We start from the raw sequence: 13,702 nt of genomic DNA, 5'->3' as shown, positions 1-13,702 counted from the left end.
ATTATCCTATGATAGTAAATATACTAAATGATTAATATTTCAAAAAAAAGCTATTAAATCTTAATAAAGAATAAGTTTTTGAACTAAAAGTCAGTCTATATCTACAACCAACCAAACCATCTTTCGAACCAATTTGGCTCTTCTGTACCATCTGGACGAAGGTTTTTAATAAATTTATTTTTAGGATAATTTTTCTTAAGTACACGAATATTTGCTTTAGCCTGATCATATAAGCCAAGTTTGTTGTAAGCTCTAATAGTTAAAACTAAAGCATCCTCTGTTGATGTACTTTGCGGATAATTTCTTATCACTTGAGAAGCTCTATCAATAGCAGCATTATAAGCACCTCTCTTAAAATAAAAATGAGCTATATCATCATAATGTCTTGCAATAGTATTATTTATAAATACCATTCTGCGTTTAGCATCTGGAACAAAACTTCCATTAGGATCTAATTGAATAGCTCTTTCAAAATTAGTATATGCATCTTGATATCCTGTAGGATCATGATAGTTCATATCATATGGCGCATAAGTTTGTAACATCCCTCTTCCATCTTCGAAGCCTACAACACCTATCATGTAGTAAACATAACCTTTGTATATACTATATGGATACATCTTGATAAACTGTTGACCTAATGCAAGCGCCATAGTTGACTCATCATCCATATAATAAACATATATCAAATCAACCATACCCTTCTCTGCTAATGGCGTAAATGGATACTGCGCTACCAATGACTTGTACGACCTAATCGCATCAAAATACTTTTCATTACGCATCTGCTCATGAGCTTTAGCATAAATAAAGCTAGCTGTATAACCTGTGTAGACTTGTGGCAACTCACTATCTTTTTTAGGTCCACAGGAGCTCAGTAGCAACAACATAAATGTAATTACTATTAAATATAAAAACCTTTTCATTTGATTAACTATCCTTAGAATTTTCTTATATAATTCTATGTAAAATTAATATTTTCTATATAAAAATACTTATATTAAGCATATAACATGGCACATAATACACTATCTAATAGATTTCATCAAAATATTATAATGCATCCCAAAGATGCTGGAAAAAGAATTGATATCGCGATAAATGAGCAATTTGAGCAGTTTTCTCGTGCTCAAATACAAAAATGGCTTAAAGAAGGCTCGATCATAGTTAATGGTCAAGCTACTAAACCAAAATATATTGTTCTAGGTGATGAAGAGGTTGAGATTAATGTTGAGTTATTACCTACTAATGAATGGATTGCCGAAGATATTAAACTTAATATAATTTATGAAGATGACGATATTATTGTAATTGATAAACCAGTTAATATGGTAGTACATCCTGGTGCTGGTAATCCTACAGGGACAGTATCTAACGCTTTACTACATCGCTATAAAGATCAAGACAAACTACCGCGAGCTGGTATAGTTCACCGCCTTGATAAAGATACTTCTGGATTGATGGTTGCTGCCAAAAGTAGTATTGCTTATCATAATCTTGTCCAACAACTTGCTGAGAGAAAAGTCTCGCGTAAATATCTTGCAATAGTTGAGGGAGAGATTTACCAACAAGGTACAATCAACCAACCAATAGGTAGAGACTCTACTAACCGTACAAAAATGGCTATCAACCATAGAGGTAAAGAGGCTATTACACATTATACTCCTATCGAAGTTTATGATGGTTTCACACTTCTTGAATGTCAACTTGAAACAGGCAGAACTCATCAAATTAGAGTTCATATGAAAAGTATTAAGCATCCACTAGTAGGAGACCAAACATATAACAAGTCTTCAACAAAACTAGAAAAACTAGCTATAACAACACCAACTAGACAAGCTTTACATGCATATAAACTCTCTTTTATCCATCCAAAAACTGCAAAGATAGTTAAATTTAAAAGCAAACTTCCTGAAGATATGTTAAATTTAAAAGTACAGCTAGAACAAACTGTTGAAGAATTTGAGGATTTTGAAGAAGATTACTATGACTACTCTGAGTATGAATAATAAGAGTTTATGGTTAAAATATTGTCTTGCCTTACTAATATTATTTATATCATCAGCTATTTTATCTACAATTGCAGATACGAAGCATACTAAGTCAAATTATTTTTTAGAATCTAGAGCTCCTAAGATAGCAAAAAAACCTGATTTTTCTGAAATTAAAAATTTTAAAGAAAGGAAAGACGCCTTTATAAAATATATGCTTACAGCAATTGCGATCGCTAATAAAGAAATATGCTTACAACAACAGCAAATTCAAAAACTTAAAAATGCCTTAGACAAAAAAGGTTCATTAAGTTCTCGACAAAATAAAAAACTTAATACTTATCTTGAATACTATAAGATTAAAACAAATCACAATATAGCTCAAGAGTTACATTACCTAAGTATAAAGGCAGGAATGATCCCAACAAGCTTTATTCTCGCTCAAGCCGCGCTAGAAAGTGGCTGGGGAACTTCAAGATTTGCCAAAGATTACAATAATTACTTTGGGCTACACTGTTTCTATACTGGATGTGGTGTTAAAGCTCAAGCTTCTGACACTTACCTTGAAGTATTTAATAACGCCGCTGAAAGTGTTCTAGGTTATTACCATAGACTTAATACAGGTTCAAAGTTTGTAGATTTCAGGATTGCTAGGGATAAAATAATTAATCAAGGATTATCGCAAAAAACCCTACTTGATACTTTAGAGAACTATTCTGAACTTGATGGCAATGAATATAAAGATAGACTTATCTCAGTAATTCAACATAACAATCTAAGACAATACGATTCAATTAAATATTGCTAATATTAAACTAGCAGTTGGTATTAAAGTTATTTTTCTAGTAAAATTGGATTTAGAGTAATTGAATGTAAGAAATAAATGGAAGTAAATATTGATCAAAATACTATTTATTTTGCAGGTTTGCTAACTCTCAAACAAATTAATCCAAAACTTGTTGAGAAAAAAATTTCTCGTACTAAAGTTAAGCTAAAACAAATTGACATCACAAAAATTCAATCACTAGATACTGCAGGGGCTTACTTTATCCTTAGAGTCCTTAAGGATCTAGGACTTACTAAAAAAGATTTGATTTTAAATAGCGATAAGGATAAAAACCTTATTGAACTTGTTGCAAATAACTTTCCAACTAAAATTGATAAAGAATATTCACATAAATCCAATATAGTTTTTACTAGCATATACACCCTTGGTAAAAATACAAATAATCTTCTTCAAGAAATAAAAGCAAGCATTGGCTTTTTAGGTGCTATTTTGCTAGGTTACCTAACTCTTATTCGCAAACCGTATAAGTCTTTTTTTTCTATAGTCTTAAATATTGCTTATGACTCAACTATCAAAGCTCTAAGTATAGTAATGTTGCTATCATTAATTATTGGTTTAGTACTAACCTACTTACCACTTAACCTAATGATGCAATATGGTACGCAAATATTTGTTGTAGATATGCTTGGTATTTCATCATTTAGAGAATTTGCCCCTTTATTTACAGCTATTATTATTGCTGGTAGAAGTGGCTCTGCATTTACTTCCGAAATTGGTATCATGAAAGTTAATGAGGAAATAGATGCTTTGCAAACTATTGGTGAGGATCCTATACAACGTCTAGTATTACCAAGAATAACGGCGTTGATTATAAGCTTGCCAGTACTTACGGTTATAGCTATGATTGCCAATATTATTGGTGGGATTATAATTGCAGATATAATTGCAGGAATCACCCCTTTACAGTTTATCGAAAGACTGTTTTCAAATGTTAATGTTAATCATTTTTATATTGGTTTACTTAAAACTCCTTTTTTCGCTCTAGTCATTGCTGGAATAGGTTGTCACCAAGGATTAGCAGTTAGAAGAGATTCACAAAGTGTTGGTAAAGCAACTACTACTAGTGTAGTCTACTCAATCTTTTTAATAATTGTTGTTGATGCTATTTTTGCAGTAGCATTAAATGGAGTTGCTTAGGGAGTAGCCAAACTATGAGTGAAAGTCTAATTCAAGTAAGAGACCTAAGTACAAAATTTGGTAAAGAATGGATTCATAAAGATCTAAATCTTGATATACCTTTTGAGAAAATAAGTTGTATTATTGGTGCTAGTGGTTGTGGTAAAACTACATTAATGCGTGAAATTCTTATGCTCCAACCAATTTACTCTGGTAAAATTTTCCTGCTTGGTCAAGAAATATCAAAACTTGCCGATAACCCAATCAAGCGTAAAGAAATATCCAGCAAAATGAGTATGATGTTTCAACATTGTGCACTTTTTTCTTCTTTAACTAACTTGCAAAATGTAATTTTTCCTCTTAACCAACATACAAAACTACCTATAGACATACTTACTGATATAGCAATTATAAAATTAAAAATGGTTGGTCTGAAAGAAGAAGCTTTTAACAAATATCCTTCTGAAATAAGTGGTGGAATGTTAAAGAGAGTGGCTCTAGCAAGAACAATAGCATTAGATCCTAAAGTTGTCTTTTTAGATGAGCCTAATGCTGGTTTAGATCCATACTCTGCAAGAGCAATGGATGATCTTATTTTATATCTAAAAGAAGAGCTTAAAATGTCAGTAGTAATGATTACTCATGATCTTAGCACAATTTGGCATATTGTTGACGATATAATATACATGGATGAAAAGAGGATAATGCTTCATGATAGTGTTGAATTTGTCTCACAACAAACACAGTATGAAAGTATAAGAAAATTTTTTGACTCACATAATGATGGTAAGTATTAGGAGCTTATAATGAACGAAAATAGTATAAAAAATCTAATCGCGGGATTATTCGTGATTTTTATGGTATTTGTAATGATATTTATAGGTTTCTTTTTATCTGGAGGTTTTAAAGACCAAGATACTACTACATTCGTGACGAACTTTAAAAGTATCTCAGGACTTAATGTTGGCTCAGATGTTTCTTACAAAGGTTTTAGTATTGGTAAAGTATCTGATATATCGATAAATAAAGATAATCCTAAACTTGTTAGCGTTTATATGAAAATAAACAGTCAAATACCAATATATAAACAAACTGTAGCAACATTACAAAGTATGGGAATCACTGGTCAATCAAAAGTTGAACTTTCTTTAGATATTGATGAAAAAAATACTAGTCTAGATCTAATAAATATCAAAAAAGGACAAATTCCTGAAATTAAATCAAAACCATCACAGCTTGAAAGTATCATGAATAAAATCGGGGCAATAGCTAGTTCTCTTGAGGAAATTTCTAGTAAATTTAATAAAATGATGTCTCCTGAAAATTTAGATAGATTTAATCAATTTACCGATAGTGTCAACATCCTCTTATATAATTTAAGTAACTCATCAATTTACTTTAATAAAACTCTGATGAACTTAAATGAAACTATGACTGAAAGTCAAGAAACTATCACAAGGCTTAACAATGTTATTAGAATATTAGAATATGATCCTTCAACTATTGTCAGAGGCGTAGACCATGAGGAATAAAACTATGAAAAAATATTTATTATTAAGTATATTATTTTTACCTTTGCAATCATTTGCTTTTTCTTTTTTTGGAGATCCTGTAAAGGTACCTGAACAAAAAGAATATGTTATCTACAGTAAACAAATGGAATCAAAACCATTACCAGATACTGAGAATGCTGATATTAGTACAACTTTACTAGTATATAATATCCAAACTCAAGCATCGACATCAACTCAGATGTTTTATCTAAAAGGTAATCGTCTTTACACATTTAAAAATAGTTCTTGGGCGATGCCAGTATCAAAAATGCTTACTGTAGCAACTTTTGAATATATTCTAGATCATAATATAGTTAATAATCTTGCTTTCCAAGATATTAATATTCGTCAAGATTTTACCCTATCAGGAACAACTACTTATGGACCAATATTAGATTTAGATAATAAACAATTTTATTTTTATATAACCTTTTATCTAAAGAATGAAAAGACAGGCTTTACAAAGATAACAACTATTAAATATCATCAAAAAATTCCGGATGATAACATAGATGCGAACTTATATGCTGAAATGACAAATACTGCATTGACAAATATATTCTCACAACTAAAGCCTTGGCTAATCGAAAATCTAAAAATTCAAAAGCATAGAAATAAAGAAATCCAAGCCAAACATAAAAATACTCAGAATTTATTCAAACCTTTATTAGCTAAGAAATAAAGCTAGCTGCTAAACCTATTAATCCACCAAATACTCCACCCCATACCACTAGCCAGCCTAGATGTTCGCGGATAATCTTTTGAATTATCTCTTTAACCATCTCTGGAGTTAGATCTTCTAAACGACTATCTATGATTCCTTCAATCTTTTGTACGGCTTTTTGGGAAATATTATTTGTATCAATATCTATTGATGAAAGTAGTTCTATTACTTTTGAATCTAGTTTCTTAGTAAATGGCTCTCTTAATCCTTCTAAAGCTGATCTACCTCCAAGAAACATTTCTATCATAGAACCATATTTACTACTCATAAGCATATCAATAAAACTATCAAAAATTTTATTGTAATCAATTTTAGTTGCTAAGTTATCAGCTAGATATCTTTTGATATCATCGCTTTTAAGAAAATTATTTAGGTTTTGCTGTGAAAAAAATTGCTCCATGATCATCTTCTTTATAGCTCGCTTAAAACTCTCAAACTTATTAGGAATAATTCCGGAGCCGTAGAGAAATGGAATTTTCTCAAAGAGCATGTATATTGCTATCCAATTAGTTAATGCTCCTGATAAAGCATAAAAACCAATATTTTTGATATGCGCTTCAGCAAAATACCAACCAATTATTGCTAGTATTGCAGCTACCAAATTAGTTACAAAACTTTTATTAAAAATACCCATAAACTTTTCCTACTTTTTAAGAATTAAGAATTTATAATAAGAGATATGTATTTTACCAAATTTTAATTTTATGAGAACTATTCGAGGTTTTTTCTGCGAGATTTCAACAAAGACTACAATATTTAATATTTCAGGAGAATATTATAATTATTTCAAAAATGTGTTACGCTTAAAAAAATCTGATTTGATTGAACTATTCAATAATAGTGATAGCTTACAATATAAAACTAAAATTATCGCAATTGATAATAAAAATATAACTCTTGAAGTAATTGACAAAAAACACATCAATAATGAAAATAACTATATTACAAACCTCTATCAAGCTATTATTAAAAGTGAAAATTTTGAGCTTGTGATTCAAAAAGCTACCGAGCTAGGGGTAAATAATATATATCCTATAATTACTGAATTTACAAATCATAAGTTTGATAAAAATGGCTTTGATAAAAAGTTAGAACGTTGGCATAAAATTGCTATTGCTGGCAGTGAACAATGTGGTCGTGTTTTTATTCCAAAAATTCATACTCCTATTGATATTAATGATATACAAATACCTCAAAATGATCTTAATTTAGTTTTATGCCCATATACTCAAACAAAACAAGATTTTGTACAAAAGATTAAATCTAGTACAAATTTTAATATATTTATAGGACCAGAAGGTGGTTTTAGTGATAGAGAAATGAGCAAATTCCATAGCAATAATTTTTATACAATTAATTTGGGTAAAAGAATACTTAAAGCAGAAACTGCACCAATAAATATATTATCAATTATAAACTTTATTAAACAGTAAGTTTTACCAAGACAATTGACCTAATTAATAAAAGCTTAGTAAAACAAATTGACTTAGCATATATTAGTCTAGCTTCCAATACTGTATTTCAATGGGCTTGTATAAGTAAGCTATAATCTTATACTAAATTAAATCAATAATCTTTTACTGTAAATAATTATTGCAAAAGTTTGTTCTCAGTGATTTAATGGTTTTTTTAGTATAATTAATATTAGGAGAAAATGCCTATGAAAAAAAATTATAATACTCTATCTGCACCTTTCTGGATTGTCTGGGGTATAGAGTTCTGGGAAAGGTTTGGGTTTTATGGCTTCCAAGCAATTATCGCGCTGTATTTTACACAGAAACTTGGCCTAAGTGAAAGAGAGACTATTTATCTGATGGGATCTTTTTTTGCTTTTACATATGGATTTATATGGGTTGGTGGACTCATAGGTGACAAAATTCTTGGCGCCAAACGTACAATTTTTTTTGGTGCAGTAATACTGTGTTTATCTTACTTAAGCTTTAGCTTTGCAGATAAACAAAATATTTATTATATTTTTGCAGGAATTATTATCGGTAATGCTATATTTAAAGCAAACCCTTCTTCTTTAATTTCAAAGATGTTTGATAAAGGTGATGGTCGCCTAAATAGTGCTATGACTTTATATTACCTTGCTATTAATATGGGTGGACTAATCTGTATGGCTTTGACACCTGTGATATCACAATTTTATGGATACACTCATGCTTTTATACTTTGCGGTGTTGGTTTATTTATTGGCATACTAGGATTTATATTATTTTATAAAAAACTAGAAGGTTTAGATACAGAAGCTGGCAAATATCCAGTAAATAAAACTCATGCAACATATATTATTGCTGGAGTTATTGCAGCATTCTTAATAATCGCAAATATTCTTCCTAATACGACCCTATGTATGGAACTAACTGCTGTTGTTGTAACTATCGCTACACTATATTTCTTATATGTAGCTTTTAGTCTTGAGTCATATGAAAGAAATAGAATGCTTGTAGCTCTTGTACTTATCATTGAAGCGATAATTTTCTACTCTTTATATTTTCAAATGCCAACTACACTAACTTTCTTTGCTCAGCACAATGTTGAACTTTCTATATTTGGCTGGCATGTTCCTGCTGCACAGTATCAATTTTTAAATCCTCTATGGATTTTGATATTATCACCTATTCTTGCGGCAGTATACAAAAAGAGTAAATTAACACACGCTACCAAGTTCTGTATTGGGACAGCATTAATGTTTATATCATATGCGACTTTATACTCTACTAGATATTTTGCAACCGATGCTGTAGTTTCGGGTAACTGGTTAATTTTATCTTATGCAAGTTCTTCTTTAGGTGAGCTACTTATATCAGGTCTAGGACTAGCAATGGTTGCTGAGCTATGCCCAGCATTTATATCTGGATTTGTGATGGGATTTTGGTTTCTAGCTACAATGATTGCATCCTATGTTGCCTCTTACATAGGATCATTCATAGCACTACCACAAAGTGGTGATGTAATCTCTAAACAACAAAGTCTAGAAACATATACAGCTGTATTTGGTTATGTCGCTAGTGGTATTTTAGTCACTACAATAATTATGGTGATCTTGACTCCTATATTAAATAAATACATAAATAGAATACAAGTTATTGATGATCATAAAGCAGATATTAACAATATTACATACCATCCTGAGAATTAAAAAATACCATTTTATAGTTTCTACTACATAATAAATCTTCTAAATTTATTTCAATAGTTTGTTTTTTTGCTAGAATTACTTCTAGTAATTAATAATCTTATTTAACATGAGTACATTTTCTGATAAAACATGGATAGCTAATTATCCTGATTACACTCCTGAGAATATTACTGAAAACCAAGATACAGTTTTAGATCTATATGAAAAAACAATTATACAATTTCCTTATAGAGAAGCCGTATCATGTCACGATGTAAATCTAACTTTTATTGAGCTTGATAAACTTGCCACTAAAATGGCTAGTTTTCTGCAAAATAATCTAGGAATTAACAAAGGTGATAGAGTAGCAATTGTACTACCTAACTGCTTACAATTTACTGTTAGTTTATTTGCTTGTGTTAAAATTGGTGCTGTATTTGTCAATACTAACCCTCTTTATACTGCAGATGAAATTGAGGCAATATTCAACAACTGTAATGTCAAAGCTGCAGTTGTAATGGATATGTTTGCTCATCATATGCAAAAAGCCCGTGTAAATATCGACTCTTTAGAGAATGTAATTGTTACAAATATTGCTGATCTATATCCATTCCCTAAAAAACAGATTATTGGTTTTGTTTCTAAATATCTAATTGAAAATAAACCAAAATATATAAAAAGTAATTTTATTCCGTTTAGCAAAGTCATCAAAGGCACTGCAAATTTATATAAAAAACCAGTTTTAACAAAACAAGATATATTATGTTTACAATACTCAAGCGGAACAACAGGTAGACCTAAAGGAGCAATACTAACGCATAATAATCTTGTATCAAATATTCAGCAAGTTTGGGCATGGATTAAGCATGACATGGATATGTCTGACCAAGTAATCATAACCGCCCTACCTCTTTACCATATATTCTCACTTAGTGCTAATTTACTTTGTTTCTTTTTTGCTGGGGCTAAAAATGTCTTAATTCCAAATGCTAAAGATATTAAAAATCTTATCAAGACTATGTCAAAAAATGAATTCACTATTTTTAATGGTCTTAATACTCTGTATATGGCAATGCTTGAGCATCCAGATTTTGAAAAAATTAACAAAACCAGATATCAGTATTCTTTAAGTGGTGGCATGCCAATTTCACGCAAGATATACTTACAATGGCTTGACAGAACAGGAGTAGAACTAAAAGAAGGTTATGGTATGACTGAAATGTCCCCTGCAATTGCCTTAAACAAGTTTAATGAATCTGAGGATGATTATTTTGGTACTTGTGGCTACCCTATTCCAAGTACACAACTTAGCATTCGCGATATTCATACTCATCAAGAGATAAATGAGTGCTTCAAAGAAGGTGAAATCTGGCTTAAAGGTCCACAAAAGTGTCAAGGCTTCTGGAATGATAAAGAAAATAATGAACTTCACTTTACTGCAGATGGTTGGCTAAAAACCGGTGATATCGGCTATATTGACAAGAAAGGTCGTCTAACCATATCCGATAGAATTAAAAATATGATTATTGTCTCAGGTTTTAATGTTTATCCAAGAGAAATTGAGTTGTGTATACTTAAATTAGATTATGTAAAAGAGGTTGCTGTTACTGGAGTTAAGTCAAAAACATCTGGTGAAAGAGCTATAGCTTTTATCTCATTGGAAAAAAGCTATAGTGCAACCGAGGAAGATATTATCAAACATTGCAAAGATAAATTAGCAAGTTATAAAGTTCCTAAATCATGTATTTTTGTAGAAACTCTACCTAAAAATAATACTGGTAAAATAGATATTAAGAAACTAAAAAATCAATTCTTATAAATATTTTTTAGCTGTGCTCTTTCACTAGAAAAATACTGTTTTGGCGTCTTACCAAATGCTTTACGAAACATTGCTATAAAATTACTCGGTGAAGCATACCCTAATGAATCGGAAACTTCAGTAACAGAAATATCTTTTGCTAACATATCTAAACCTCGTGCAAGCTGTGCCTGTTGTCGCCACCGCGAAAAACTAAGACCTGTCTCGGATAAAAAAGCTCTACGTAATGTTCGAGGCGACATAGCTGCGAATGATGCCCATTGCTCTAAACTTTTACTTATCGAAGGATTATCAATAATTGCATTAGCAACTTTAGTAACTCTGTCAGTCTTTGGCATCGGTAAATGCAAAGCCTCTTCTGGAGCAAGCCTAATCTCATTACAAATAATCTTAGCAATATGCTCTTGCTCTAAGCTTAAATCGTTGTATTTATTCCATTCTGTTGCTCTTAATGCGAGTGCTCTTAACACTTCACTCATTGGAATAACTCTTGAGTTCTTAGGTAGATCTTGGCATATACTTGGATGTATAAAAATAACCCATCCTTCTACAATGCCACTTATACGAATTTTATGTGATGTATCTGGCGGTATCCATCCTGCTCTATTTGATGGTAGCACCCATGAGCCATTAGGAGTACTAACATGAACAAGACCTGACTCAATACAAAATATTTTACCACGATAATGCTGACGCCAATCTGACTCTTGATTATTTATCCTATTTTCACTATCAGGCGCATTACCACCCTTTATAGCAATTATTGCTGGTCCATCAAGTCGATCGCTAAGATATATAATCTCTTCTTGAGTCATATTTTGTCCCATTTTCACTATTTATTGTCCATATAATGCTATAATACATTGTTGAAATTGTGCAATAATTTTACGAAAAAATAAACTCATAGAGTAATTTTCTTATTTACTGCACAAGATAATGTAGTATTTTAGTGATATTTTAACCATAACCGTTTAAAACTTATGCAAGCTAGTAACACAACAACAGTTGGCTTTTGGAGCCAAAGAAGAACAATCGTAGCATTAGCAATAAGCTTACTGGCACTTGCTGAGATTGTTGACCTAACAATAGTGGCGGTTGCAATACCACAGATTATGGGTGCTATCGGCGCTAATGTTGAAACTATTGCTGATGTAACTACGGTGTATATTGTCACTGCAGCAATTTTCATACTACTATCAGGCTTAATTATTGAGAAATATGGTATAAAAAGAGTAGCTTTAGTTTCATCAGTAATTTTTGGTATTTCATCAATAATGTGTGGACTTTCAACATCCTTAACTGAGATGATTATTTTTAGAGCTTTTCAAGGTATGGGAGGAGCTTTTTTACCATCGGTAGCACAGACGTATATATCGACAAGTTTTAAAAACCAAGAGTATAACAAGATGATGACAATATATAGTATGGTTATCGTTATGGGACCAATTATTGGACCCGTACTTGGAGGCGCTATTTGTGAAAATATGTCTTGGGAATGGATTTTCTATGTCAATGTACCTCTTTGTATTGTGGCATTTATAATTATTGCTTTTATGATGGAAGCAACACAGATAAAAAAAATCAAAATTGATTATATCAGTTTTGGTTTTATGGCAATTGGAGTAGGCTGTCTAGAGCTTTTTATCGATAATGGCAATACCAATGGCTGGTTTTCATCAATTAAAATGATTATTCTTTTAGCAATCTCATTAGTTTCACTTGGATTTTTTATCTGGAGAGGCTTGATTTACTCTTCTGTAGTTAAATTTAAAATATTTAGAAATTTTAACTTTGTCTTAGCATGCTTTTTGTGCTTTATGTTCGTATTATTATTCTCAGCTGCTATGGCATATTTACCAACAATGCTACAGCAAGTATATGGCTATCCTGTTGATCTAGCAGGCTATATAACTGCTCCTAGAGGCTTTGCCGCTATTATTGGTGCGATGCTAACACAATCAATCTTAGTAAAGAAATTAGGTGTAAGAAAGACTATAAGTCTTGGCATGATCACTTTCGGAATATCTTGCTTAATGCAAGCGAACTTTTCTACTACTGCTAATGAATTTGATATTATACTTACAACAGCTATTCAAGGACTAGGGATGATGATGTTTTTCGTTCCTTTTATGAGCGTACTAGTAGTTGGTGTAGCTGATGAAGATATGGGAGACATGTCTGGATCGTTTAACTTCTTTAGAAACTTTGGTAGTTCTGTTGGAACCGCTTTTGTAGCAACGTTTATATCAAGAAATCAACAAACTACTTATCTTGAATTATCACAAAATATATCATCACTAAATAACAACTTTCAAAGTTGGAGCCATAGCTTGCCTATGCCCGATTTAGCTACAGTAGCTATTGCAAAACAACAAGTATTACATCAAAGTAGCTTATTAAGCTACATTAACTCTTTTTATGTGGTGGGAATACTTAGTCTAATATTAGCTATAGTACCATTTTTATTAAAAGAGCCACCTAGAGGTGCTCCTGTTGCAGCGATGCATTAAATTATCATAGGATAACTA

At 31.2% G+C, this 13,702-nt stretch carries 13 protein-coding genes; 10 read left to right on the top strand and 3 right to left on the bottom strand.

Translation table 11 applies throughout. The features are described 5' to 3' along the window. Positions 1 to 101: 101 nt before the first annotated feature. Positions 102 to 926 (bottom strand): outer membrane protein assembly factor BamD, encoded by an 825-nt coding sequence (locus FSC454_RS03630; RefSeq protein ID WP_014548625.1) that lies wholly within the window; start codon positions 924 to 926, stop codon positions 102 to 104. 87 nt (positions 927 to 1,013) lie between these two features. Here FSC454_RS03630 and FSC454_RS03625 point away from each other — a divergent pair, with 87 nt between their 5' ends. From FSC454_RS03625 to FSC454_RS03600, 6 genes are all read left to right on the top strand, one after another. Next, complete coding sequence (locus FSC454_RS03625) at positions 1,014 to 2,009, top strand: RluA family pseudouridine synthase (protein ID WP_014548626.1); 996 nt, start codon at positions 1,014 to 1,016, stop codon at positions 2,007 to 2,009. Beyond that, positions 1,987 to 2,799 carry a glucosaminidase domain-containing protein gene (locus FSC454_RS03620; protein ID WP_066046473.1) on the top strand — a complete coding sequence of 271 codons (813 nt, stop codon included), beginning with the start codon at positions 1,987 to 1,989 and terminating at the stop codon, positions 2,797 to 2,799. The genes FSC454_RS03625 and FSC454_RS03620 overlap by 23 nt, the downstream gene beginning before the upstream one ends. Before the next feature lie 75 nt (positions 2,800 to 2,874). Further along, a complete protein-coding gene (locus FSC454_RS03615) occupies positions 2,875 to 3,975 on the top strand; it encodes an MlaE family ABC transporter permease (protein WP_014548628.1) in 1,101 nt (366 codons plus the stop codon). Between the two features lie 14 nt (positions 3,976 to 3,989). Further along, a complete protein-coding gene (locus FSC454_RS03610; protein ID WP_066046471.1) occupies positions 3,990 to 4,751 on the top strand; it encodes an ABC transporter ATP-binding protein in 762 nt (253 codons plus the stop codon). Positions 4,752 to 4,760: 9 nt separating this feature from the next. Next, positions 4,761 to 5,486, top strand: coding sequence for an MlaD family protein (locus tag FSC454_RS03605; protein ID WP_014548630.1), 726 nt, complete (start codon positions 4,761 to 4,763; stop codon positions 5,484 to 5,486). Positions 5,487 to 5,490: 4 nt separating this feature from the next. Next, positions 5,491 to 6,189, top strand: coding sequence for a hypothetical protein (locus tag FSC454_RS03600; protein WP_066046483.1), 699 nt, complete (start codon positions 5,491 to 5,493; stop codon positions 6,187 to 6,189). On the opposite strand, the gene FSC454_RS03595 is transcribed toward FSC454_RS03600, so the two are convergent. Continuing rightward, the gene (locus FSC454_RS03595; RefSeq protein ID WP_071794778.1) at positions 6,179 to 6,865 is read right to left on the bottom strand and encodes a DUF445 family protein; all 687 of its coding nucleotides are present in this window, start codon (positions 6,863 to 6,865) and stop codon (positions 6,179 to 6,181) included. The two genes, FSC454_RS03600 and FSC454_RS03595, sit on opposite strands and share 11 nt — an antisense overlap. 70 nt (positions 6,866 to 6,935) lie before the next feature. Between FSC454_RS03595 and FSC454_RS03590 the strand changes: the two genes are divergently transcribed. The 3 genes from FSC454_RS03590 (at position 6,936) to FSC454_RS03580 (ending at position 11,174) form a co-directional block, all read left to right on the top strand. Continuing rightward, on the top strand, positions 6,936 to 7,664 hold the full coding sequence (locus tag FSC454_RS03590; protein ID WP_014548633.1) for a 16S rRNA (uracil(1498)-N(3))-methyltransferase: 729 nt from the start codon (positions 6,936 to 6,938) through the stop codon (positions 7,662 to 7,664). A gap of 221 nt (positions 7,665 to 7,885) precedes the next feature. Further along, the gene (locus tag FSC454_RS03585; protein WP_080555366.1) at positions 7,886 to 9,376 is read left to right on the top strand and encodes an oligopeptide:H+ symporter; all 1,491 of its coding nucleotides are present in this window, start codon (positions 7,886 to 7,888) and stop codon (positions 9,374 to 9,376) included. 106 nt (positions 9,377 to 9,482) lie between these two features. Next, the gene (locus FSC454_RS03580; RefSeq protein WP_014548635.1) at positions 9,483 to 11,174 is read left to right on the top strand and encodes a long-chain-fatty-acid--CoA ligase; all 1,692 of its coding nucleotides are present in this window, start codon (positions 9,483 to 9,485) and stop codon (positions 11,172 to 11,174) included. On the opposite strand, the gene FSC454_RS03575 is transcribed toward FSC454_RS03580, so the two are convergent. Beyond that, positions 11,162 to 11,989, bottom strand: coding sequence for an AraC family transcriptional regulator (locus FSC454_RS03575; protein WP_197456266.1), 828 nt, complete (start codon positions 11,987 to 11,989; stop codon positions 11,162 to 11,164). The genes FSC454_RS03580 and FSC454_RS03575 overlap by 13 nt on opposite strands. Before the next feature lie 165 nt (positions 11,990 to 12,154). Here FSC454_RS03575 and FSC454_RS03570 point away from each other — a divergent pair, with 165 nt between their 5' ends. After that, positions 12,155 to 13,684 carry an MDR family MFS transporter gene (locus FSC454_RS03570; protein ID WP_066046468.1) on the top strand — a complete coding sequence of 510 codons (1,530 nt, stop codon included), beginning with the start codon at positions 12,155 to 12,157 and terminating at the stop codon, positions 13,682 to 13,684. Positions 13,685 to 13,702: the final 18 nt, after the last annotated feature.

Source organism: Francisella hispaniensis FSC454 (assembly GCF_001885235.1).
GTDB classification, from domain to species: domain Bacteria; phylum Pseudomonadota; class Gammaproteobacteria; order Francisellales; family Francisellaceae; genus Francisella; species Francisella hispaniensis.
This window is presented reverse-complemented; position numbering and strand designations above follow the sequence as displayed.

Bases quoted from the DNA above. Each gene is read 5' to 3' on its own strand.
- FSC454_RS03630 (WP_014548625.1), bottom strand. From the start codon at position 926: ATGAAAAGGTTTTTATATTTAATAGTAATTACATTTATGTTGTTGCTA.
- FSC454_RS03625 (WP_014548626.1), top strand. From the start codon at position 1,014: ATGGCACATAATACACTATCTAATAGATTTCATCAAAATATTATAATG.
- FSC454_RS03620 (WP_066046473.1), top strand. From the start codon at position 1,987: ATGACTACTCTGAGTATGAATAATAAGAGTTTATGGTTAAAATATTGT.
- FSC454_RS03615 (WP_014548628.1), top strand. From the start codon at position 2,875: ATGGAAGTAAATATTGATCAAAATACTATTTATTTTGCAGGTTTGCTA.
- FSC454_RS03610 (WP_066046471.1), top strand. From the start codon at position 3,990: ATGAGTGAAAGTCTAATTCAAGTAAGAGACCTAAGTACAAAATTTGGT.
- FSC454_RS03605 (WP_014548630.1), top strand. From the start codon at position 4,761: ATGAACGAAAATAGTATAAAAAATCTAATCGCGGGATTATTCGTGATT.
- FSC454_RS03600 (WP_066046483.1), top strand. From the start codon at position 5,491: ATGAAAAAATATTTATTATTAAGTATATTATTTTTACCTTTGCAATCA.
- FSC454_RS03595 (WP_071794778.1), bottom strand. From the start codon at position 6,865: ATGGGTATTTTTAATAAAAGTTTTGTAACTAATTTGGTAGCTGCAATA.
- FSC454_RS03590 (WP_014548633.1), top strand. From the start codon at position 6,936: ATGAGAACTATTCGAGGTTTTTTCTGCGAGATTTCAACAAAGACTACA.
- FSC454_RS03585 (WP_080555366.1), top strand. From the start codon at position 7,886: ATGCCTATGAAAAAAAATTATAATACTCTATCTGCACCTTTCTGGATT.
- FSC454_RS03580 (WP_014548635.1), top strand. From the start codon at position 9,483: ATGAGTACATTTTCTGATAAAACATGGATAGCTAATTATCCTGATTAC.
- FSC454_RS03575 (WP_197456266.1), bottom strand. From the start codon at position 11,989: ATGACTCAAGAAGAGATTATATATCTTAGCGATCGACTTGATGGACCA.
- FSC454_RS03570 (WP_066046468.1), top strand. From the start codon at position 12,155: ATGCAAGCTAGTAACACAACAACAGTTGGCTTTTGGAGCCAAAGAAGA.